Raw genomic sequence first — 23854 nt, forward strand, 5'->3', positions numbered from 1 at the left:
ATTTGTTCAAAGTTTCTTCTCTAAAAATTATGGAGAAAGGTATTGAGAAAACTTCATTGATATTTAGAACCAAACAATATATTCCATACAGCACTATTCTGAGCATAGATAGACAAAAAACAAGAACTAGAGATACACGCGGAATCAATCTAACAGATGGTTATCATTTTAGTATTTTGAAATATGAAAATAATAGAAGGTTAATAATTTCGCCAGATTGTTTCGAAAACTATATGGAAATTGTGGAAGCTATTAAAAGTAATACTGAATAAAGCACGTTGCATAACAGCTGTTTTGATGTAGCTGGAATTTAATGGAATTACCGTTTCGCATCAAGTTTTCGTTAAGCCGAAAATTGAGTGTTTACGAACATCCAACCATCTCAAAGCAGCAAAATGTAAGACCTCAGTTAACCAAAAAACCGAAAAGAAAACAAGAAATCAAATTATGCAAAATAATAAACAATTATTCTTAAATTTCATAGTTGTATTACTTCTGGTAAACAATATATGTGCTCAAACAAAACAAATAAACCAAATTGATTCTTTAATGAACCACTACAGTCAAATTGGAGCTTTCAATGGAAATATAGTTGTTTCAAAAAATAATAAAATTATATACAACGCTTCATTTGGGTTTACTGATGAAACTAAAACGAGAAAATTAACGACTGACTATAAATTTAATATTGGCTCAATTACAAAAGAATTTAGTGCGGTTGCTTTGATGCAATTAAAAGAACAAGGTAAACTAAAACTGAACGATAAGGTTTCCAAATTTATTCCCGAATTACCAAAATGGGCAAATGAAGTTGCTATTGCAGATCTATTACAGTACAAAAGTGGAATACCTAATGTAAATTGGAAAAGTATTCAAAATGACAAAGACCTTTTTGATGGTTTAAAACTAATTGATACTCTTGATTTTAAACCAGGTACAAATTATGATTACAATAACAACAATATCTTTTTGAGACAGTTTATTGTTGAACGATTAACAGGAATGTCTTTTAAAACATATGCAGAGAAATTTATATTCAAACTTTGCAAAATGAATTCGTCTGTAATGACTCCTTTTGAAAATGAAAAAAACATAGCCAAGGGATTTAATAATAATTTGGTTCAAGATAAAACGGATTTATCCATAACAGGCGGTACTTATTTAACTACAATTGATTTATTAAAATGGGTAAATTGTCTTCACTCGAAAAAAATAGTAAACAAAAAATCACTTTTTGAAATTGGTCAACAATTTAATTTGGAAGAAACTCAATCAGCTTTAGGATTGGCAAAATATAAAAACGGAAATTTGATTGAGCATTTACACGATGGAAGGGCTGGGAATTATGAAGCAATTTTAGTTTCAAATATTACTGAAAAATTTACTATAATTTTGTTAGACAATAATTATAACGGAAAAGTTTTTGAAATTTCAGATGCGATTATTGAAAAATTGAAAAAATAACCGATCGTCTAACTAGGGTTGCTTCGTTGTGTTCGAATAACGAACAATGAATCCGCGGCTGAACGGAACCCCGTAAAATGTCTTTCTAAAAAATAATTTTCTAGTGATTGCTGCGCAAATGTCTCTGACTTTGTGCAATTTTAAAAACTTGATAAAAAAACTAAAACATCATAAAGTCTATGACTTCCTTGTTGGCAATGCTAAAGAATCGTCGTCCTAAAATAAGTTGACTAAAATTAAACTAAAATGAACAACACCTTTTTTTCTAACTTGTTGCTTTGGTTATCCCTACTACTTTTACCAGAAATGGCCTGTTGTCAATCAAATGAGGTTACCATTCAAGATGTAACGTTTGAAAGTCAAGGCATAACTCTTGCGGGTTCAATTGTAAAACCTAAAAATCCAGTTGCAGCAGTTGTAATTGTTCACGGTTCTGACCCCGTAAAAAGAGAAATGGAGTTCGCAAAACGTCTTGCGAAGGAAGGTATTGCTGTATTAACGTATGACAAACGTGGCGTTGGAGAATCTGGCGGTGTGTATGTTGGACCTTCTGTAGGTACTAATAATATTGACACTACTAATCTTAATTTATTAGCTAGCGACGCCAATGAGGCTGTAAAAACATTTCGAACCTTTTTGAAAAACAAAAAAACACCAATTGGATTAGTTGGCTTTAGTCAAGCGGGATGGATAATTCCAATTACTGCAAGCCAAAATTCACAAATTGAATTTATGGTTTTATTTAGTTGTCCTACGATAACAACTTTAGAACAACTCCGATTTCAGTTTTACACGAACGGAGATATTAATTTTTGGGAAACTCACACAGATGCAGATGCTCTTGAACACACAAAAAATGACCCAGACAAATACCAATTCGTAGCGACTGACCCAAAAATTTATTTAAATACACTTTCTATTCCTGGACTTTGGCTTTTTGGAGAGAAGGATATTCAAATTCCCGTAAAGTTGTGTATCGATCAATTAAATACATTAAAAGCGCAAGGCAAACCTTTTGAATATACTTTATTTTCAACATTAGGACACAATACTGTATTTGACCGTGATACGAAACCTTTTGACATTTCAATTCAATGGATAAAACAGAAAGCGTTTAACATTCAAAAGTCTAAAAAATCAAAATAAAGCGCTGCCCGCTTGCAACCTGTTCTTCTAAAAATAAATACATTCTACAATGTAAATTGAGCAAATTTAAAATTTGTTTTGTACTTTTAAAACACAATCATTTACCAAAAAACTCAAATTACAATAATGAATTATAACTTTAGAAAAGCAACACTATCTGAAATTGATCCAATATGGGCCATTTTGCAACAAGCCATCCAACGTCGAAAAGAAGACGGCAGTGCGCAATGGCAAGACGGTTATCCAAATCCGGAAGTGGTACAAAAAGATATCGAAAAAGGAGCAGGATTTGTTTTGGTTACTGGAGAAACAATCATCGGTTATAGTGCCGTACTTATCAACGATGAACCTGCTTATGGAAACATGGAAGGAAAGTGGCTTACGAATGATGATTTTGTTGTGATGCACCGCGTAGCTATTTCTGAAAACTATTTGGGTAAAGGTTTGGCAAAACTGATGATCAAAAACATAGAAGATTTTGCGTTAAGCAACAACATTTTCAGTGTAAAAGCGGACACTAATTTTGACAACTTACCTATGATGAAAATTTTTGAAAGTCAAGGTTATACCTATTGTGGCGAAGTTTATTTTAGAGGAAGCCCAAGAAAAGCATACGAGAAAGTCTTAACTAAATAGGGCTAATTATAATTCTAAAAACTTTGGAATAATTACCTCGCTGCAGAGCCCCAAAGGTATTAGCGAAATAGCAACCACAGATTCACAGATTTTCAATACTCTTTTTTAATCTGTGAATCTGTGGCTAAAAAAATCCATGCAGAGCTTCGAGGAATTAAAAAACCGCAAATTCACAAATAAAAACAGCCAACAACTATTTCAATAATTTGCGAATTTGCGGTGAATTTTTTAAAACAATCTTAAACAGTAGCTTCTTCTTCAGGAGCAGTTTCAAATTCCATGTGATCCTCGATTTCTGCAACAACTTCTGGTTTCGAAGCTTTCAGCGCATTGAACTTTTCTATTTGTTCTAATTCTCCTTCTTCACCGCTGAAATAGGGAAAAACATCCATGATAGGAGATTCCATGATAGCGGGAATAGTGTAGTCACCCATCGTTCCTTTCATGATGCCAGTTGTATTGTCAAAAGCTTCTTTTACATCATTCGCTTGCACTAATAAATACATGCTTGTCTTGCGCTCTTTGCCGCTTTCTTCATCATAAGCCAGTAAAGAAACTTTCGATTTAAACCAACGATCGGCATTTTCAAATGGGTGGATCTCTGCATAATTGGCCATTTTTATATTGGTGATTTTAAACTCTTCACTAATATAGGCCGACATTTCTTCTGTAATTCTACTTTCGGCTTCTGTGTAAGACAAAGCATCTACCAAATAGGGTTCCGTTGTGATTTTTTGCCCGCCGGTTTCATCTGTTTTTCTATATTTTACTTTGCATTCGTACCAAATTGTGCTCATCTCTATGTTTTTTTAAGGAGGTCAAAGATAGATTTTAAAGGAAAAAAAAAGCACTTTCCATAAAATAGATATTCACAATTTATAAGGATGACGGATTTTTTTTGGATACAAAACTATACCTAGATACAATTAAAAGATACAAACTAACAAAGGAGCAACTATTAAAAACTCATTTTTAAAACCTACAAAACAAGTGAACCCATTACAAATTAGAGGATTACCTCGAGCATTAAATTCTATGATGGAATCGTGATTTTACCATAAAAAAGCATTTGCTATGTGTTAATGTAATGTTAAATAAAAACTAAACAGTTGTTTGAATTAAACGCTTGTTTAAATTTGTTTTGAATAAATCTATCCAATTGAAAAGCAATTTTAACGAAAAACAAATTCAAATCCTCGAAGTGGCTGAAACCCTTTTTGCAGAGAAAGGATTTGATGGTACTTCCATTCGAAACATAGCAAAAGTGGCAAAAATTAATGTTGCCATGGTTTCTTATTACTTTGGTTCCAAGGAGCGTCTATTGGAATCCCTTATTGTTTATCGAACTTCTGATCTTAAAAATCAATTAGACAATTTACTGCAGGAAGATCTGGAGCCTATTGATAAAATCAATAAACTGATTGAATTATACATCAATAGAATTAATAGCAATCGAGGAATTTATAGAATTCTACACTTTGAATTTACTTCTAAAAAAAGAGAGCAAAATCTTCAGGCCTTTTCGGAATTAAAAAAGGGAAATCTCAAATCTCTAGAAACCATTATTGAAGAAGGTCAGAAAAAAGGAATTTTCAGAAAAGACGTTATTATTCCGCTTATTACGCCCACCATTTTGGGTACTTTCTTTCATTTTCACATGAATAAACCTTTCTTCGAAAATTTATTAAACTTAAAAACCGAAGATTTGTACAATAACTACATAAAAACCAATTTGACAAAGCACATTCAACAAACTATTAAAGCACTTCTGATTTATGAAAGTTAGTCAATTTATGCTCTTTGGGGTTTTCTTCATTGGAATTTCCGCTATAGAAGCACAAGAAAAAACAAGTTTAACCTTGAACGAAGCCATTAATTTGGCTTGGACCAAAAGCAATGAGGTTACGTTGGCAAATACAAAAGTAAAAACCAAAAAGTACGAATTGCAATCCACTAAAAACAATCAATATCCAGATTTAAAATTATCGGGTCAATACCAAAGATTGGCTAATGCATCAGTTAATTTTAAACTCAATCAAAATAACAACGCGCAACCACTACCAATCGTAAATCAATTGATGATTGGACAACTGAATGCCAGTGTTCCTGTATTTTCTGGCTTCAAAATTCAGAATAGTATTACTGTTTATGAGAATTTATATCAGGCAGAAATGGCAACGGCTTCGCAAACAAAAGAAGAAATAGCGTTGCGGGTTATCGATTACTATGCTAGCTTATACAAAGCTCAAAAAACAATTGAACTTTTAAAAGAAAATCAAAAAAGTGCACAACAACGTGTAAAAGATTTTATCGAACTGGAAAAAAACGGAATAATTCCCAGAAATGACCTGCTGAAATCTAAATTACAAACTTCGCAAATTCAACTGTCACTTGACGAGACGAACAACAATCTGAAAATTATCAACTTTTATTTGGTCACGCTTTTAAAATTAAATCCCAATACAAAACTAGAAATTCGGGAAGAAGATTTTGCTGATTTCCAAATGACGAATGTTCCAACAAATGAATTACCGGCTTTAGAAAATCGCAAAGATTTAGAAGCCATACGCTTTCAGGGAAAAGCAAGTGAAGCTACTATTAAAATAGCCAAAGGTTCGTATTATCCAGCGATTGCAATTGTTGGCGGATACACTGCGTTAGACTTGAGCAATGTAATCACAGTTCAAAATGCGATGAATATTGGTGTCGGAATTTCTTATGATTTAAGTGCGATTCTTAAAAATGGCACGCTGGTTAAACTAGCCGAAAGTAAATATCTGGAAGTACAAAATTCAGAATCGATTTTAACTGATTACATTAAAATTCAGGTAAAAAAGGCTGTAGAAGACTACGACTTAGCGTTAAAACAAAGTGTTGTTTATGTGGAAGCAGAAGAGCAATCTACTGAAAATTACCGCATAGTTAAAGACAAATATGATAACGGACTATCCGATACCAATGATTTATTGGAAGCGGATGTAGAGCAATTAAGTTCTAAAATTAATAAAGCTTTGGCCAGAGCCAATACCATTCAAAAATACTACGAGTTGCTTTCCGTAACTGGCCAACTATCACAAACCTTCAATATTGCTCAAAAATAATCACACCCCATGGAAAAGAAAAAAACAAATAAAAAATTTATTATTATCCTAGTGGCTTTGGTAGTTTTAGGCGCAACTTACGGGACTTATAAATACATGCATTCCCTATCGCATGAGGAAACTGATGATGCCCAAATTGAAAAAAACATGAATCCAATTATCCCAAGAGTTTCGGGATATGTGGACAAAGTATATATCAAAGACAATGATTTTGTAAAGAAAGGCGATACGCTTTTTACGATTGACAAAAGAGATTATCAATTAAAAATTGAAGAAGCAAATGCTGCAATGGTTGGAGCGGAAGGTAATTTTGAAGTTACTAAAGCAGATATTGGAAGTGCATTGGCCAGCATCTCTGTTTCTGATGCGAATGTATTATCAGCAGGTGGAAATATTGAATCGGCGAAAATTAGATTAGGACGTATTACCAGTGATTACAACCGATATGACAATCTATATAAAAGCCATTCGATTACAAAACAACAATACGAGCAAGCCCTGGCAGCAAAGCTGGAAGCAGAAAGTCAAGTTCGTGTGTTGCAACAGCAAGAAAGAGCAAGTGCTTTTCAAAAATCAGTTATTGTGGCTAAGTCTAAGGTTTCAAACAAGCAAACAGAAGTCGCTGCCGCCAATATTACAAGAGCCAAAGCCGTATTAGATGCTGCCAAATTAAATTTAACCTACACGGCAATAACTTCTGCAATTGATGGTCAGGTTTCCAAAATTGATATTCAACCCGGACAATTAGTGCAACCGGGACAATCGTTATTTTACATCATCAACAACAAAGAAGCTTGGGTAATTGCTAATTTCAAAGAAACACAATTGAACAAAATGGTTATTGGTCAAAAAGTAACCGTAAAAGTAGATGCGTATCCAGGTTATAATTTTCAGGGTTCCATCACCTCTTTCTCGCCGGCTACGGGTTCCCGATTCTCTTTACTACCTCCTGATAATGCCACAGGAAATTTTGTGAAAACAATCCAAAGATTACCAGTTAAAATAAGTTTGAATACGACAAATGATCCAGAAAAAATAAAATTATTACGACCAGGAATGAATGTAGATGTGGACGTACACTTGGATTAAATAAAAATTTTGACAGCTTCTAAAATGTCAAAAGGAGACAGAACTTTTAAGAGAATGATAGTTTACAATTTAGTATAAAATGGTACAAACCGGAGAAGACGATTTAGTAGAATATGGCTTTAGAAGAGTCATCATAACCATTACAGCCGTTCTTTGTGCTATGCTAGAAATTGTTGACACTACAATTGTAAATGTAGCATTAAACAATATGCGAGGCAGCCTTGGTGCTTCTCTGACTGATGTGGCTTGGGTAATAACTGCTTATGCAATTGCCAATGTGATTGTGATTCCAATGACGAGTTGGCTGTCGCAACAGTTTGGACGCAGAAATTATTTTGCAGTTTCCATTATTATCTTTACGGTTGCCTCTTTTTTATGTGGAAATGCCAATAATATATGGGAATTAGTCGCCTTTAGATTTATACAAGGACTTGGAGGAGGCGCTTTATTAGTAACTGCACAAACCATCATTACAGAGAGTTACCCCGTTGCCAAAAGAGGTATGGCACAAGCCATTTACGGAATGGGAGTGATTGTGGGACCAACTCTTGGACCGCCATTGGGAGGATATATTGTAGATCATTTTTCCTGGCCTTATATCTTTTACATCAACATTCCGCTTGGAATTATTGCTACATTATTGACCCTATCCTTCGTAAAAAGTCCAAAATATGGTGACAAACTAAAAGCGAGTCAAGTCGATTGGTGGGGAATCTTTCTTTTAACTGCTTTTATTGGTTCTCTGCAATATGTTTTAGAACATGGTCAGCAAGATGATTGGTTTAATAATACTACTATTGTCCTTTTATCTGTGATTTCCATTTTTGGTTTTTTGCTCTTTATTTGGAGAGAGCTAACCTACAAACATCCCATTGTGAATTTAAGAGTTCTTAAGGATACCAACTTAAGAGTAGGAACTATTATGTGTTTTATACTTGGTTTCGGCTTGTATGGTTCTACTTTTATTATCCCCATTTATACACAATCGGTTTTGGGCTGGAGTGCATTAGATGCTGGTTTATTATTAATCCCTAGCTCCATCACTACTGGAATTATGATGCCCTTTATAGGCAAAATGATTCAGCGTGGAGTCCCACAAGCCTATATGGTTGCTGCAGGTTTTCTAACCTTTTTCCTTTTTACCTACTGGATGCAACAAGTAATTACGCCAGATTCTGGTGAAGAACATTTATACTGGCCATTAATATTAAGAGGAGTTGGTCTTGGTTTACTATTTGTTCCTATTTCTACACTTTCATTGTCCACTTTAAAAGGAAAAAGTATTGGCGAAGGTGCTGCTTTTACAGGAATGATGAGACAACTAGGGGGTTCTTTTGGTATTGCCATTATCACCACTTTCATTGCCAGATTCAATCAGGAACACCGTGTAAATCTTATATCACATCTAAATGCTACTTCCTTTGAAGTACAGAAAACGGTCCAAGAACTCAAAATGGGATTCATGTCCAAAGGTTTTTCTGAAAATGAAGCGTTGGCAAAAGCTTACAAAGCGATAGAATATAAAGTAATGGTACAAAGTTCTGTACTATCGTATATCGATATTTTCCTTTATTTAGGCGCTTTGTTTTTGTTGTGTATTCCTTTTATACTTTTGATAAAAAAAGGTAAAAACAAAATTAATCCCGCCGATGCCATGCATTAATAGATAGACGATTTATAACGTCTTATTGTACTACGTTATAAATCGTGTTGTTTTACAAACCCAAAAATGCGTCTTCTTGTAGGATATCGTATAGCTCGTGTCTAGGATTATCGGGTAAATACCAAATGACTTCCTTCTGATAAATTGGCGTCAAACTGATAGCCATCGTAATTGAAACCTTTTAGATCGTCTACTGTTTGAGCATTGGTATCGATGATATAACGCACCATCATGCCCCTCGCTTTTTTAGCAAAAAAACTGATTATTTTAAGTTTTCCGTTTTTGTAATCCTTGAATTCTGGTGTAATTACGGAAACCTTTAACGCTTTGACATCTATTGCTGAAAAATATTCATTACTGGCTAAATTCACAAACAATTCTCCTTCATTTACCTCTTTATTCAAGGCTTCGGTAATTGTAGGTTTCCAATATTCATATAAATTTTTGCTTTCGCCAATGGGCAGCTTAGTTCCCATTTCCAATCTATAGGCCTGCATTAAGTCTAATGGTTTTAGCAAACCGTACAAACCGGAAAGGATGCGCAAATTATCCTGTAATGCTTGAATTTTATTGATCGGTAACGAATAAACGTCTAATCCTGTATACACATCACCATCAAAAGTATAAACCGCAGGACGTGCATTTGATGTTGTAAAAGGCGTTTTCCATACTTGATTTCGTTTCCAATTTAAATCAGCCAATTTATCTGAAATACTCATTAAATCTGACAAATCAGCGGGCTTTTTCTCTTTAAGCACTTTTTGAATTTGTTTGGATTCTTTTAAAAATAAAGGTTCTGTATATAATTTAGTAGGTAATTCTTTCTCGAAATTTAAGGATTTGGCTGGCGATATAACAATTTTCATAAATACTACTCTTTCGAGCTCTTTCAATTAATAAACTCAAAAGTACAAATTGAAAACCGGAAATGACAACTATTTGCATCGATTTGTCTAATAATGTTATAAATAATTAAATTCACAACCCATTATATTTGCGTATTTTTGAGTTCAAAATAACTCAAAAGAGGACCTCAAAATGAATCTGATTGAAATCCAAAAAGCAACGCTAAAGGATCTTGAAATACTCCAAAAACTAAGTATCCAAACATTTATGGAAACCTTTGCTGCCGTAAATACGCCTGATAATATTACCAACTACATCAATGATAGTTTCAACACACAGCAATTAACAACAGAATTAAGCAATACGAATTCAATGTTTTATTTAGCCTATTCGAATGCAGTAGCCGTTGGTTACCTAAAAATAAACTTCGGAGATGCCCAAACCGAAACCCATGACCACAATGCTTTGGAGGTACATCGAATTTATGTTTTGCAAACTTTTCACGGCAAAAACATTGGACAATTGTTGCTCAACCAGGCAAAAAAGATAGCGGAAAATAATGGTGTTGCTTCTATTTGGCTTGGTGTCTGGGAAGAAAACTACAGAGCGCTTCAATTTTATGCTAAAAATGGATTTATCGTTTTTGACCAACATGTTTTTACATTGGGAAATGACAAACAAACTGATTTATTGATGCAGCTTAGACTTAAATAAAAGTAACACTTGGTTGCCTCTTTTAACAAGTATTTTTAAATTTTAAATTCGCCCTTATTTGCGCCAATCGGAAACGTTATTTGGCCTATTTTTGTACTAAAGAGGATTAAAACTATGAAACACGATGTGATTATTATTGGAGCGGGACTGTCAGGACTGGCTGCGGCTGTTCATCTGCACCGCCAAGGAAGAAAAGTACTTGTTCTAGAGGCCAGCGACCGTGCGGGAGGAAGAATAAAAACCGATTCTCATAAAGGATTTCTCTTAGATCGAGGTTTCCAAGTACTTTTGACCGCTTACCCAGAAACGCAAACCTTACTCAATTATAAAGACTTACAACTAAAAAAAATGCTGCCTGGAGCCACCGTACTTTATGACGGAGGCATTTTTGAAATTGCAGATCCCTTACGAAGACCTTCGGCAGCATTGGCAACCCTTTTTGCGCCAGTTGGTACGTTAAAAGATAAAATGAATACCCTATGGTTAAAAAATAAATTACAAAAATTAACCATCGAAGCTATTTTCGAACAACCAGAACAAACAACACAAAAGCAACTGGCTGAATATGGTTTTAGTCCAAAGATGATTCAGCGTTTTTATGCCCCTTTCCTTTCTGGAATCTTCTTAGAAAATAAATTGCAAACTTCCCGACGAATGTTCGATTTTGTGATGAAAATGTTTTCTGATGGTGACGTAGCAGTTCCTTCTTTAGGAATGGAAGAAATCCCAAAGCAACTAGTAGGCATGCTTCCCCAAGGAAGTATAGCATGCAATACCAAGGTAACTGCTGTTGATGGCAATAAAGTAACTACCGCAGATGGAACAATTTTAGAAGCCAACCAAATCCTTTTGGCAACGACCGCAAACCAACTTACACAACAATTTTTTCCAAACCAAAAAATGACGTCACATCAAGTGACTAACCTCTATTTTGAAGCCAAAGAAGCGCCTACTGATAAAGCCGTAGTTGTATTGAATGCTTCAACACAGAAAAAGTGGGTCAATAATTTGACGGTCCTTTCTAATGTTTCTAAAGCTTATGCGCCAAAAGGCAAAGTACTTATTTCTATTTCCTACAATGGGATCCCAACTATTGATGACGCAACTTTGGCAGAAAATATGAAAGATGAATTAAAACAGTGGTACGGTCAAAAAGTCGCTTCATGGAAAATGCTAAAAGCATATCGTATTGAATATGCTTTGCCAACACAGGAAAGTGTGCGAAATGAAATCGCGGCTTCTGAAATAAAAATATCAGATGTACTGTACATTTGTGGAGACCACTTGCTGAATGGCTCTATCAATGCCGCTTTAAAAACGGGAAGATTGGCCGCAGAAGCAATGAAAATTCAGGGTTCCTAATATAAGTAGTTGGCCTTATTTATTGCCGTACTATAAAAGGAGTGAAATACTATTTAACATAAAAAGTCATGTAAGCACTAAACCTTAAATGGCCTTATTATTGCTTAAGTTATCAGTCTTACACAAATGAAACTTCAATGACTTATATGGTAAAAAAAAAATACGTCATTGTTTTATTCTTATTACTTAAATAGTTTTGTCAAAAAATAAATTTTACATTTAAAATCTTAGGCCATTTATTTTTACAAAAAAGTCTCTCTATCTAAATCATAGTATATTTTTTAAAATCATTAAGAAAATTAAGTTCTACTGTTCTTGATTTTCTTAATGATAAAAAAAGACTACCATTACTAATTGGCACTTTATTTAATCAATCACTACTTTATAGGTTGGATCTTCTAGAATATTAACGTCAATAATCTGATCTGCATTTTTTAGTAAGGTTTTACAATCCGCACTTAAATGTTGTAAATGGACCGTTTTATTAAGTTTAGCGTACCGTTCTGTAATTTTGTTAACGGCATCAATCGCACTCATATCGGTAATTTTACTTTCTTTAAAATCAATAATAACCTCATTTGGATCATTGAAAACATCAAATTTCTCAGAGAAAGCGGTTGTGGACGCAAAAAATAAAGGGCCATATATTTCATAATGCTTCACTCCTTTTGCATCAATGTATTTTTTTGCCCGAATTCTTTTAGCACTTTCCCAAGCAAAAACTAGAGCGGAAATAATCACTCCTATTAAAACTGCAAGTGCTAAATTGTGCAATAGAATGGTAATTACTGCCACTAGTATTCCAACAAAAATATCATGTTTTGGCATTTTATTTATAATTCGGAAACTCGCCCACTCAAATGTTCCAATAGCTACCATAATCATGACACCAACCAAAGCTGCCATGGGTAATTGTTCAATTATTGGCGCTCCAAACAAAATAATAACCAGGATTGTCAAGGCAGCTACAATTCCAGACAAACGTGCTCTAGAACCTGCAGATAGATTTACCAATGTTTGTGCAATCATAGGACATCCGCCCATCCCGAAGAAAAAACCATTTAAAATATTTGAACTTCCTTGCGCAATACATTCTCGATTTCCATTGCCTTTAGTTCCTGTAATTTCATCTACTAAGAATAGTGTTAATAATCCTTCAGTCAATCCTACAGAAGCCATGATTAAGGCATACGGAAATATAATTTCCAACATTTCAAAAGTAATTGGAACATTAGGAATATGAAATGGAGGAAAACCACCGCTGATTGAAGCAATATCTTGGACCGTTTTTGTTTCGATTCCTAAGAAAAAAACAAGTGCAAAAACAACGATAATAGCGGCTAATGAAGCCGGTATCGCTTTTGTCACTTTTGGTAGAAACACGATAATCGCAATAGTAAGTGCAACTAAACCTATCATAATAAGTAAAGGATTTCCTGAAAGCCATTCAATTTGCCCATTGACAATTGCTTTGAATTGATCCAATTGCGACATGAAAATAATAACCGCTAAACCATTGACGAACCCAAACATAACCGGTTGCGGCACCAGTCGTATAAATTTACCGAGTTTAAAGATGCCCACTAGAATTTGTAAAATACCTGCCAAAGCTACTGCTGCAAAAACATATTCTAAGCCGTTGGACTTCATTAAAGCAATTAAAACAATCACTGTAGCTCCAGCTCCTCCAGATATCATTCCTGGTCTTCCACCAAAAACTGCTGTGATTAAACCCGCAATAAATGCAGCATACAACCCCATCAAAGGTGGGAAACCGGCAACTATAGCAAAAGAAAGCGATTCTGGAATCATCGTCATAGCTACGGTCAAACCTGCTAAAATTTCTATTCTAAAATTGACTTTTTGAGAAAAATCAAATAAATTAAATACTTTTTTCATTTCATAAATATAAGTGGACGACGCAATTTCATAGTAAGAAATCACATCGAATCAAAATTCGATAAATTGTTTTTGGGAGAAATCCCTCGATTTACAATCTATAAATCAGTGCGGAAAATCTTGAGAAGATGTTGTACGTAGTTTTTCATCAGAATTGCAAAAATAGAACTTTTTAATTGTTTTTACAACCAGAATTGGACCTACTCCACAACACTTTGGCTATGGTACAAAGTAATTTAGAATTCCGTTAATAAGACCGAAGTTATCTCTTGCTTTAAAAAAATAAGACTTTTAGCTCTAAATTTTTAAAATCCATCAAAAATATTCATCTTTGACCTATTAAATATTTTTTATTCGCAAAAATTAGGTAGAAATACAACGGACCAATTTTGACTAATAAAAAATCAGTTCTTAAAAAAATTACGTTATGAAATTACTATATACTTTATTTTTTGCTTTTTGTTTAACCAGCAGCTATTCTCAAGCAACGAATGACTATTTTGAGACTATTAGGGATAACGAAGTCGCGTTGACTGCTTTCTTTTCCCACATGCCAAAAGGCGGCGATTTACACCACCATTTTTCCGGTTCTATTTATGCAGAACCTTTATTGCAACTTGCCATTGCAGATGATTTTTATTTGAATACGGAAACGATGGATGTCCGAAAAGAAAAACCACCTACGGGAGATTGGCAATTATTCTCTACCTTAAAAACGAATGGAACTCTAGATTCTTACCAACAAAAAATCATGCAAAAATGGTCTATAAAGGACTATAATTATGTGGATTACCCTTCTGATAAGTTATTTTTCGAATCCTTTATGAAGTTTGAACCAGCTATAAAGGGAAATTTTGGACAAGGATTATTGGAACTCAAAAACAGAGCCATTGCTGAAAACGTTAGTTACATTGAAACCCAATTATCTACGATTCCAACAACCCTGAATACGGATGATTTAACAAAGTTCAACTCAAGATTGCGAAAATTAGCTTTGGCGAAAGACGAAAAAGCAATTTTAACCACATTAGATTCTGTTTACAGTTCCTTATTAAAAAAAGAGGCTGAATCTTATGCCAAAGATTTCAATACTAATTTTGTGGCAAAACTTCACAAAGACCTTAAAATTGATGACAAAAAATTTACAATGCGGTACCAAAATTTTGTCTTGCGTTTCATGGAACCTGTTGATTTATTCAAGAATTTGGTTATCGCTTTTATTTCGGCAGATGGAAGTCCGCTTATTGCAGGAGTTAACATTGTTTCTCCAGAAGATGGAGCAACTTCAATGAAGGATTATTGGTTGCACATGTTAATGTTTAAATATTGTCATTCTCGTTATCCAGCCGTAAAATATGCGATGCATGCTGGCGAACTCACCTTGGGATTAGTACAACCCGAAGAACTAACGTGGCACATCAGCGCTGCCGTTTATACTGCAGGAGCTAACCGAATTGGTCACGGAGTAGACTTAGCTTACGAAAAAGATTCGTATGATTTATTGCGTTACATGGCCAAGAAATCAATCCCAATTGAAATCAATTTAGTAAGTAACGAGTTTATTTTGAAAGTAAAAGATAGCCGTCATCCCTTGACATTGTATAAGGAATTTGGTGTTCCTATTGTTATTAGTACGGATGATGCTGGAATTTTACGTACTAATATGACTGAGCAATATGTACTATTAGCTAAAAGATACAAGAACGTTTCGTATACTGACATCAAGCAATATGTATACAACAGCCTCCATTATAGTTTTATAAAGGACGAGAGTGTAAAAAAACAACTTCTTAAGGATTTAGACCTTAGATTTAAGACTTTCGAAGCAAATTTTCCATTGAAGTAAATTGATTTTTTTTATGCAGTTTACTTCATCAAACGAAAACTCGCTAGAATTGACTAATAATGCGGTTTTTTAATTTAAATTTAGTGCGAAGACCATAAAAAAACATAGCTTTGTATCTTCAAATAAAAGCGATGATTAACCCTTCGGCATCAGGTTGGATAGATAAATTTTTTCTTGAACAAAAATTTTCAAAAGATATTGTTTCAACAAGTACTGATACTTTTTATAAAAAAGTTAGAGATACAGGTTTTATCTATGGTCATATTATTTCGTTTGATACCATAAAAGCTATTGAAACCAAAGGCTGGTTTAAGGACGAAATCTCAAAAGTAGCGCTTTTAAATACCCTATACGGTGTGTTTTGTTTGACCAATGAGGATATCACTGCCACTAATTTCATCAAACATGCAGTTATTTTTTATAACCAAATGCATCCTCAAGGATCTAATTTATTTAAAAAAATACTACCAAAAAACTCCCCTGCTTTAACTTTGGAAAAAATCATTGATGTACGTGTGCAAACCAATGACAGTATCATCAGTAAAAATTTTTCTCATCTTGTTACTAATGCATTATTATTTATTGACACACTTGCCTTTCGTCAATATTTAATTCATGGAGAGATTCCCGAGAAATACCTAAAAAAAATTGAAGAGACAATTGTAAATATTGTGACCTTAGCTTTAAAAATAAAATCTAAAAAATCACAGTATGATGACTTATTAATCAAACTCTTCGAAGCTTCGATTCGCTATAGTAAATTCTCAAAAGTTTCAACACAAAGTTTGGAAACACTCCAACTTGATTACTTTACAAATGATTTAGAAAAATATTATTTAATCGATATTGCCGGAATGGCTTTATGGAGTGATGGAAAAATAGAAAATGATGAATTGTATTTTTTACAATCGTTAGCGGAGATCCTGCAAATACCAGATTATTTTGTAAACGAAAGTATCAACAATACGCACCTATTTATTTCAAAGCACAGGAAAGAAATTCCATATTTTAACTATTCAAATCCAGTTAAGCATTTTTATGACCAAACTACTCAAAGTGTGGTTACTTTAATTAGCCGTAATAAAAACAGATTGATTAAAGAAATATTACAGAGTAAGGAGCTAATGGTACTGCTAGCCTATTCTACTCGTAGAGATTTAGATGAAAAAGAAAAGAAAAAAGTCAAAAAACAATTATTAGAAATTTGTAAAACTGTTCCATCACTAGCCATTTTTTTACTTCCCGGAGGAAGTTTATTGCTGCCTATCCTAATCAAATTTATACCAACTTTATTACCATCTGCCTTTAATGAGAATATGGATAGCGAATAGCCCCTCCATCTTAAAATAAATTGAATTTGTTTTATTTTTATGTACTACAAATAATCTTATGCAGAGATTTTTTACTTTCAATTTCAAAACGAAAACAATAGACAATATAGAAACTTCTAATATTTGTTTTGATTATAGTGGTCCCTCTTTCTAATTCGTTCATAAAGCGAATCACTACTAGTACTGAAAATCAAAATATCATAAAAAATGATTGTTTTATCTCTACAACAGACTTAAATGAATTTTAAATTTGGAAATAAATTATTTCTTTTTATAAATTCTTCCGCAGTAAATTGGATCGGTATTCCCAATTCTATGATCACTACGAAAACTTCTAAACTAATTCAGCAAATCTCATAACTATAAAATCACTGCTGTTTTAAAATCTTCTTTGAACTTAATTTCTATCGCCAATGCGTTTCTCTTTCTGATTTTTTAGAAAAAAATATTTTTGAATGATTCTATTAGGGAGAATTTTAAACTAATTATCTAACATAATTTACGGATTAACAAAAATAAAGAGGAGTAAAAGGAAATACTACTGTTAGCTTCCTCTAGCACCTATTTTTAAAACATAAAGTAGACTAAAACACAATTATAAAAATATTTAATGTATTGCATTACATATATAAATAAAAATTTATGGATAATTAGTGTCAGCTTTGCACTATCTAAACAATTAAAAACAAATCAAATGACTCGAATTACAGTAGCAAAAGGGGATGGAATTGGTCCAGAAATAATGGATGCAACACTTAAAATCATTATTGCAGCCGGAGCCAAATTAGAAATTGATGAAATAGAAGTAGGAGAAAAAGTTTATTTATCAGGCAATACTTCTGGTATAGCGAGTGAATCTTGGGATATTATTCGTAGAAATAAAGTATTCCTAAAAGCTCCAATCACTACTCCACAAGGTGGTGGTTATAAAAGTTTAAATGTGACAACTAGAAAATTCTTGGGCTTGTATTCAAATGTGAGACCCTGTATGAGTTTACATCCCTTTGTAGAGACCAAACATCCTAAAATGGACATTGTAATTATTCGTGAAAATGAAGAAGATTTATATGCTGGAATTGAGCACCAACAAACAGATGAAGTAGTACAATGTTTAAAACTTATAAGCCGTCCTGGTTGCGAAAAAATAGTTCGTTATGCTTTTGAGTATGCTAAAGTATATGGTCGAAAAAAGGTAACCTGTTTTACAAAAGACAATATTATGAAACAAACTGACGGACTGTTTCATCAGGTTTTTGATGAAATTGCTTTAGAATATCCCGAAATTGAAAATGAACACTGGATTATTGATATTGGCGCTGCAAAGATGGCGGATACCCCAGAAATCTTTGATGTTATAGTAACCTTAAATCTTTATGGTGATATTTTATCTGATGTAGCTGCACAAATCGCTGGTTCTGTTGGATTGGCCGGCTCAGCTAATATTGGTGAAGAATGTGCCATGTTTGAAGCAATCCATGGTTCAGCACCAAGACGTGCCGATCAAAACTTAGCAAATCCTTCTGGCCTACTGGAGGGCGCTATAATGATGCTAAATCACATTGGACAAACAGAAACTGCTGAGAAAGTACAAAATGCTTGGTTAAAAACCATAGAAGATGGTATCCACACTTATGATATATATAATGAAGGAATCAGTACAGAAAAAGTTGGGACAAAAGAATTTGCACAAGCCGTTATTGCCAATTTAGGTAAAAATCCATCGCAGCTAAAACAAGTCTCGTATGCGAAAGATGCGGTTTTAAACTTACCAAAGTACACCAAGAAACCTGCTAAAAATAAAGAATTAGTGGGTGTTGATTTATTTATACATTGGAATGGAACAGATCCAAATGAATTAGCCGAAAAAATTAAAACTATCGGTACTGAAGATAAACATTTGACTATGATTACTAATCGTGGAATTAAAGTTTGGCCTGACGGATTTAATGAAACCTATTGCACGGATCACTGGCGTTGCAGATTTAAACCAACCGCTGGAAAATTGATAGAGAAAAGCCAAATTATAACTTTATTAACCAATGCGTTAGATGCAAAAATTGATGTTATTAAAACAGAAAACTTATACAACTTTGATGGAAAAGCAGGATATTCCTTAGGTCAAGGACAATAACCTTTAAAAATAAAAAATATGGCTGTCCAACTTATTGAAGGTAAATTTAGCCAGAATGAAGCCAAACAATTATTTACAAAAATGATTCCAATAAATACTTAAACTTCATGAAAATAGAGCTCGGAAGAGAAGTAAATTAAATTCTAATACTAAAAAAGCCACTTAAAAGTGGCTTTCTTAATATTAGAATTTCAATTGGTACACTGCATCTAAATCTTTATTTGAACTGATATTAACCTCTAAATCGGTCACGAAGCCAGAATTAAGTCCATAAGCCCACCCGTGTAAAGTCAGATCTTGACCATTTCTCCATGCTGCCTGAACAATTGATGTTTTAGCCAAGTCAAAAACTTGTTCTTTTACATTCAACTCTACAAAGGTGTTAAAACGCTCAGATTCATCTTCAATAGAATCTAAATAATTGCTATGAAGGCGATATACATCTTTAATATGACGTATCCAATTATCAATAATTCCTATAGAATCATTTCCCATTGCAGCTTTCACACCGCCACATCCATAATGGCCACAAACTAATACATGCTTTACCTTCAAAACATTTACTGCATAATCTAGAACGCTTAACATATTCATATCAGTATGAACAACCATATTAGCAATATTTCTATGTACAAAAACTTCCCCTGGTTTTGCTCCTATAATTTCATTTGCTGGAACCCTACTATCAGAGCAACCAATCCATAATAAGGGTGGTGTCTGCCCTTTGGCTAAATCCTGGAAATAATTTGGATCACTAGATAAAGAGGTTTCTACCCATTTTTTATTATTCTCTAGTATTTTTTTATAAAAATCAACCATAACTTTTAGAAATTATTTTATTTATACAATCGTTTAGTTTTTAAAAATCTATTGTAAAGGAACTCATTTTTTATTTATTTAACTGCTTTTTTTACTCTTTAAGAAATTCCTCATCTGTTAATTCTTTTTTGACCATTACTCTTTTCGCAGCATCATAATAATGCTCAATAGTCACATTATTTTGAGAACCTTCAGTGTTTTCTAACTGATACGCCTTTTTAAACCCCTTTAACTTCACTCGTATATTGTTATCTATAGCTCGAGTAGTTTTAAATTCGTGGATTAAATCCAAAATATCATGCGCAATATAGACCGTATCTTTTGCATCAATTATAACCTTAGAATTTTCTGGAATTTGACTTAATGTTTGTTTGATTGCCGCTTTATTTAAGAAAGAAACTTCTTGAGCCAAATCAATATGAATCACATCTCCATCGGCATATTCTTCTTTTCTAAAAAAATAAGCTCTTTTCAGATTCCCTTTCAAAACGAAAATGATACTAATGATTATTCCTAATGTAACTCCTTTTAATAAATCTAAAAATACAACTGCTAATAAGGTAGCAATAAAAGGCACAAATTGATATTTCCCTTTTTCCCAAAAATGTTTGAAAGTGGCTGGCTTAGCTAATTTATATCCAACTAAAATTAATACAGCTGCAAGTGTAGCTAGTGGAATTTTATTGAGAACGATAGGAATAGCGAGTACACTAACCAATAATAATATTCCGTGAATTATAGCAGAGATTTTAGACTTAGCACCTGCATTACTGTTTGCGGAGGTACGTACAATAACTGAAGTCAATGGTAAACCTCCTAAAAGGGAGCTAACCATATTACCGATTCCTTGCGCTTTTAATTCCTTATTCGTATCTGTATAGCGTTTTTGAACATCCATTCTATCTGCTGCTTCGATACTTAAAAGTGTCTCAATTGAAGCAACAATGGCAATTGTAAGTGCGACTATCCAAACTCTTGGGTTAGAAACGCCAGAAAAGTTAGGTGTAACTATAATTGCTTTTAATTCTTCAAAAGAGGATGGAACTGGTAAAGAAACTAAATGTTCTTTTCCAATAGCCAAAGTACTTCCGGTACCAATGAAAATTTCATTTAAAATAACGCCCAAAGTAACCGCAATCAAGGCTCCTGGAACTAATTTTAATTTTTTCAAAAAAGGAACTTTATCCCAGGAAATCAAAATTGTCATAGAAACCAATGTAATAACGATTGAACCTATTTGGATATAATCAAAAATACTAAATAGTGTAGAAAATGTATTACTACCATCCATTTGTGAAAAAGCTTGATCACCTTCAAAATCAGCATCGTAACCAAATGCATGTGGCAGTTGTTTCAGAATAATGATAATTCCAATCCCTGCTAACATCCCTTCGATAACATTTGTTGGAAAATAGTTAGAAATACTTCCTGCTTTAGCAAATCCTAATATTAATTGTACCAAACCTGCAATAAAAACTGCAGTTAAAAAAACATCAAATGCACCTAAATCTGTAATTGCAGTAAGAACAATTGCAGTCAAACCTGCGGCTGGTCCAGAGACACTTATATTAGATGTACTTAAATAGCCAACAACTATTCCTCCTATAATTCCTGAAATAATCCCAGAAAATAAAGGAGCACCAGAAGCCATTGCAATACCTAAACACAAGGGTAGCGCCACCAAAAAAACCACTAAACCAGATGCAAAATCGGATTTAAGGGTAGCAAAAGGGTTGTTTTTTTTTGTCATAATACCAAACTAAAATTGAATACCTATTTATTCACATACTATATATGAAAATTAATTTTAAAAGATTAAAATCAAAATTGTACTAGACTTCGTTGGGCGGAGGGATAAATATGGAAGAGATAATATTATTTTGTTTTGATAAATTCTCTGATAGGATAACACCAGATGATAATTTAGATAGAATACTAAATTCAGCAAGCCCATCAATATAAAAAAAAGTCTTGATTTCTTTGTGCACCTGTTCTTCTTCAGAAAGAGAATAAAAAATAGAGATATCAGCGCTTTTCTCTATCACGGTGACAATTGTTGGCGTGACTAAAAAAGCAATAAACAAGATTAAAAATATTTTTGATATTATTTTCATTGGCCCAAAAATAGAATTAAGTTTATTAAAGATAATGCCAGTTATTCTATTTTTTCAAAATATTAACAAAAAAAGGCAAAATAAAATAACTAAATTTCATTTTGCCTTTTTTTAATTCAACATTTAACTTATAAACTTTCTTCTAACCAAGCTTGCATCATCCAAATTGTCTTCTCTTGTTCTGAGATAAAATCGCTCATCATTGCATTAGTACCTTCATCATTGATTGCTGCAGATTTATTAAGAATCTCCCTTTCAATTTTCAGCAAGTGAGATAAAGAAGCAACAATCAAATGAACTGCTTTTTCATCATTAGAAATATTTTTACCAACAACCAATTGATTATTTTTAATATAATCTTCAAAAGTGTGAAGCGGGGTTCCTCCCACAGTTAAAACTCTTTCCGCTACTAAATCAATTTTTATTTGAGAATCTGTATATAATTCTTCAAACTTCACATGTAAGTCAAAAAAACGCTTTCCCCTTATATTCCAATGAATTCCTCTTAAATTTTGATAATAAACTTGAAAATTTGATAACAAAATATTCAATTCATTAACTATCACTTCTGATTCTTTAATTGGTAATCCTAAAATGTTTGTTTTCATTTCCATAATTTTTTTATTAAATTCTTTCTATCGTAAATTTAGCTTAAGATTAATGAAAAACACCATAATAAAAAGTTATAGTTTTACTAAATTTGCATCAGCTATTATTATACCTATGACAATCACTCAACTAAAATATGTTCTTGCTGTAGCAGAACATAAAAATTTCACACTGGCTGCCGAAAAATGTTTTGTAACTCAACCTACATTAAGCATGCAAATCCAAAAAATAGAAGAGGAATTAAGTATTCAGATATTTGACCGAACAAAAAAACCAATTCAACTTACTGATATTGGTCAAAAAATTGTAAACCAAGCCAAAAATATAGTTAATGAAGCAGATCGCATCCAGGATATTGTTGAGCAACAGAAAGGTTTTATAGGTGGTGAATTCAGATTGGGAATAATACCAACTATTATGCCTACACTCCTACCAATGTTTTTGAATAATTTTATCAAAAAATATCCTAAAGTAAAACTCATTATCGAAGAGTTGAATACAGAGGAAATCATAACAAAACTAAAAAATGGCCATCTTGATGCAGGTATTGCCGCAACTCCATTAATGGAGGATAAAATCAAGGAAATTGTACTTTATTTTGAACCGTTTGTAGCCTATATACCGGAAAGCCACCACCATTTTCAAAAGGAAGAAATAGAAGTTTCTGACTTAAACCTAGATGAAATTTTATTATTACAAGATGGACATTGTTTCCGTGATGGAATACTAAACTTATGTAAAAATAATCCTAGAAGTGAAATAGGTCATTTTCAAATAGAAAGTGGAAGTTTTGAGACTTTAATAAAATTAGCAGATGAAGGTCTGGGAACTACACTGCTTCCCTATCTACATACTTTAGACTTAAAAGATAATGATAAGCTTAAACTACGCCAATTCAAAGATCCTAAACCAGCACGAGAAGTTAGCTTAATTTTTCCTAAAAGTGAATTGAAAATTCATATTATTGAAGCTCTTCGGAGCACAATTGCTGGCGTAATAAAAGGAGCAATCGTTTTTCAGGATATACAAATTATAAGTTCGATTCATAAAAAATAAAAAAGGAACCGTTTTTATGGCGGTTCCT

General features: G+C 33.1%; 21 protein-coding genes. 14 read left to right on the top strand and 7 right to left on the bottom strand.

Features of this window, described 5'->3' with window-relative positions; all coding sequences use genetic code 11:
* The 4 genes from E0F91_RS00005 to E0F91_RS00020 form a co-directional block, all read left to right on the top strand.
* Positions 1-272: hypothetical protein (locus E0F91_RS00005; RefSeq protein ID WP_207919018.1), on the top strand; the 272-nt coding region annotated here is incomplete at its 5' end.
* A 277-nt stretch (positions 273-549) separates the two neighbouring features.
* Positions 550-1464 carry a serine hydrolase domain-containing protein gene (locus tag E0F91_RS00010; RefSeq protein WP_243698810.1) on the top strand — a complete coding sequence of 305 codons (915 nt, stop codon included), beginning with the start codon at positions 550-552 and terminating at the stop codon, positions 1462-1464.
* A 246-nt stretch (positions 1465-1710) separates the two neighbouring features.
* The gene (locus E0F91_RS00015) at positions 1711-2610 is read left to right on the top strand and encodes an alpha/beta hydrolase family protein (protein WP_132064345.1); all 900 of its coding nucleotides are present in this window, start codon (positions 1711-1713) and stop codon (positions 2608-2610) included.
* A 126-nt stretch (positions 2611-2736) separates the two neighbouring features.
* Positions 2737-3246 carry a GNAT family N-acetyltransferase gene (locus tag E0F91_RS00020; protein ID WP_132064346.1) on the top strand — a complete coding sequence of 170 codons (510 nt, stop codon included), beginning with the start codon at positions 2737-2739 and terminating at the stop codon, positions 3244-3246.
* 239 nt (positions 3247-3485) lie between these two features.
* Here the strand turns inward: E0F91_RS00020 and E0F91_RS00025 are convergent, their stop codons facing one another.
* Positions 3486-4043: a DUF4494 domain-containing protein gene (locus E0F91_RS00025; protein WP_073354627.1), complete on the bottom strand. Its 558-nt coding sequence runs from the start codon at positions 4041-4043 to the stop codon at positions 3486-3488.
* Between the two features lie 362 nt (positions 4044-4405).
* Here E0F91_RS00025 and E0F91_RS00030 point away from each other — a divergent pair, with 362 nt between their 5' ends.
* From E0F91_RS00030 to E0F91_RS00045, 4 genes are all read left to right on the top strand, one after another.
* The gene (locus E0F91_RS00030) at positions 4406-5032 is read left to right on the top strand and encodes a TetR/AcrR family transcriptional regulator (protein WP_424955330.1); all 627 of its coding nucleotides are present in this window, start codon (positions 4406-4408) and stop codon (positions 5030-5032) included.
* Positions 5022-6347: a TolC family protein gene (locus E0F91_RS00035; protein ID WP_132064348.1), complete on the top strand. Its 1326-nt coding sequence runs from the start codon at positions 5022-5024 to the stop codon at positions 6345-6347. Before E0F91_RS00030 ends, E0F91_RS00035 begins: the two co-directional genes overlap by 11 nt.
* A gap of 9 nt (positions 6348-6356) precedes the next feature.
* Entirely contained in the window at positions 6357-7436 is a 1080-nt protein-coding gene (locus tag E0F91_RS00040; protein ID WP_132064349.1) for an HlyD family secretion protein, read from the top strand.
* 79 nt (positions 7437-7515) lie between these two features.
* Positions 7516-9099 (top strand): MDR family MFS transporter, encoded by a 1584-nt coding sequence (locus E0F91_RS00045; protein ID WP_132064350.1) that lies wholly within the window; start codon positions 7516-7518, stop codon positions 9097-9099.
* Between the two features lie 107 nt (positions 9100-9206).
* Here E0F91_RS00045 and yaaA read toward each other — a convergent pair whose 3' ends face one another.
* Positions 9207-9965 (bottom strand): peroxide stress protein YaaA, encoded by a 759-nt coding sequence (gene yaaA / locus E0F91_RS00050; RefSeq protein WP_132064351.1) that lies wholly within the window; start codon positions 9963-9965, stop codon positions 9207-9209.
* Positions 9966-10137: 172 nt separating this feature from the next.
* On the opposite strand from yaaA, the gene E0F91_RS00055 reads away from it, so the two are divergent.
* Together E0F91_RS00055 and E0F91_RS00060 are read left to right on the top strand one after the other, a co-directional pair.
* Complete coding sequence (locus E0F91_RS00055; protein WP_132064352.1) at positions 10138-10659, top strand: GNAT family N-acetyltransferase; 522 nt, start codon at positions 10138-10140, stop codon at positions 10657-10659.
* Positions 10660-10773: 114 nt separating this feature from the next.
* Complete coding sequence (locus tag E0F91_RS00060) at positions 10774-12021, top strand: protoporphyrinogen/coproporphyrinogen oxidase (RefSeq protein ID WP_132064353.1); 1248 nt, start codon at positions 10774-10776, stop codon at positions 12019-12021.
* Positions 12022-12387: 366 nt separating this feature from the next.
* Here the strand turns inward: E0F91_RS00060 and E0F91_RS00065 are convergent, their stop codons facing one another.
* Positions 12388-13920: a SulP family inorganic anion transporter gene (locus E0F91_RS00065; RefSeq protein WP_132064354.1), complete on the bottom strand. Its 1533-nt coding sequence runs from the start codon at positions 13918-13920 to the stop codon at positions 12388-12390.
* 427 nt (positions 13921-14347) lie between these two features.
* On the opposite strand from E0F91_RS00065, the gene E0F91_RS00070 reads away from it, so the two are divergent.
* From E0F91_RS00070 to E0F91_RS00080, 3 genes are all read left to right on the top strand, one after another.
* Positions 14348-15766: an amidohydrolase family protein gene (locus E0F91_RS00070; RefSeq protein WP_132064355.1), complete on the top strand. Its 1419-nt coding sequence runs from the start codon at positions 14348-14350 to the stop codon at positions 15764-15766.
* A 131-nt stretch (positions 15767-15897) separates the two neighbouring features.
* Entirely contained in the window at positions 15898-17097 is a 1200-nt protein-coding gene (locus E0F91_RS00075; protein WP_132064664.1) for an LETM1-related biofilm-associated protein, read from the top strand.
* Between the two features lie 694 nt (positions 17098-17791).
* Positions 17792-19228, top strand: coding sequence for an NADP-dependent isocitrate dehydrogenase (locus E0F91_RS00080; RefSeq protein WP_132064356.1), 1437 nt, complete (start codon positions 17792-17794; stop codon positions 19226-19228).
* A 183-nt stretch (positions 19229-19411) separates the two neighbouring features.
* On the opposite strand, the gene can is transcribed toward E0F91_RS00080, so the two are convergent.
* The 4 genes from can to E0F91_RS00100 form a co-directional block, all read right to left on the bottom strand.
* The gene (gene can / locus E0F91_RS00085; protein ID WP_132064357.1) at positions 19412-20047 is read right to left on the bottom strand and encodes a carbonate dehydratase; all 636 of its coding nucleotides are present in this window, start codon (positions 20045-20047) and stop codon (positions 19412-19414) included.
* Between the two features lie 91 nt (positions 20048-20138).
* Positions 20139-21797 (bottom strand): SulP family inorganic anion transporter, encoded by a 1659-nt coding sequence (locus E0F91_RS00090; RefSeq protein ID WP_132064358.1) that lies wholly within the window; start codon positions 21795-21797, stop codon positions 20139-20141.
* A gap of 82 nt (positions 21798-21879) precedes the next feature.
* On the bottom strand, positions 21880-22161 hold the full coding sequence (locus tag E0F91_RS00095) for a hypothetical protein (protein WP_132064359.1): 282 nt from the start codon (positions 22159-22161) through the stop codon (positions 21880-21882).
* 128 nt (positions 22162-22289) lie between these two features.
* Entirely contained in the window at positions 22290-22769 is a 480-nt protein-coding gene (locus E0F91_RS00100) for a Dps family protein (RefSeq protein WP_132064360.1), read from the bottom strand.
* Positions 22770-22884: 115 nt separating this feature from the next.
* Here E0F91_RS00100 and E0F91_RS00105 point away from each other — a divergent pair, with 115 nt between their 5' ends.
* On the top strand, positions 22885-23826 hold the full coding sequence (locus E0F91_RS00105; protein ID WP_132064665.1) for a hydrogen peroxide-inducible genes activator: 942 nt from the start codon (positions 22885-22887) through the stop codon (positions 23824-23826).
* Positions 23827-23854 lie beyond the last annotated feature (28 nt).

Origin of the sequence: Flavobacterium sandaracinum, from assembly GCF_004349135.1 — a bacterium.
GTDB classification, from domain to species: domain Bacteria; phylum Bacteroidota; class Bacteroidia; order Flavobacteriales; family Flavobacteriaceae; genus Flavobacterium; species Flavobacterium sandaracinum.